We start from the raw sequence: 575 nt of genomic DNA, 5'->3' as shown, positions 1-575 counted from the left end.
AAAGCGGATCGTTGAGTTGGAGGGCAAGCTGGAGGCGAAAGCCGCAGATCTGACCCGAGCACAGGATCACCTGGAGCAAGCTAAAAGCGAAAATCGCTCTTTGAGCCAAAAATTGGCAACTACAGAGGGTGAGTTGGAGGAGCAAAAAGGCAAGAGTATAGAGCAGACAGAAAAGCTCCGGGCCGCTCAGGAACAAAAAACATCGTTGAAAGAGCAGCTCGAAAATGTACAGGCCAAACTGGCCCAATCACAGGACTCCCTTGCCACAGCCAAAGCTCATGGCGAATCCGCTGAACGAGAGTGCCAGCGCCTATCTGGAGAGGTAGAAAAGCTGGACGCCAAATTATCCAGCGCCGAAGCAGAAGCTCGCGCTCTTGTTCAAGACAAAGGCATGATGGCTGGTCAGTTGCAGGAAAAAGACCAGCAGGCCAAGAGCCTCGAACAAAGACTCAATGATGCACTGACCAAAATTTCTGGGTTGGAGCAAGAGCTCGCTAAAGCTGGTAAGGGAGGGAAAAAGAAAGAGGAAAACTGATGGCGCGAAAGGCTAAATATTCAGAAGAGTGGCGACACAG

Annotated in this window: 1 pseudogene; it reads left to right on the top strand. The window is 51.0% G+C overall.

The features are described from left to right. Window positions 1-535 (top strand): annotated as a pseudogene (locus tag R8N47_RS27065) (KfrA protein); the annotation flags it as partial. Window positions 536-575: the final 40 nt, after the last annotated feature.

The organism is Vibrio sp. 2132-1, from assembly GCF_033344315.1.
This window is presented reverse-complemented; position numbering and strand designations above follow the sequence as displayed.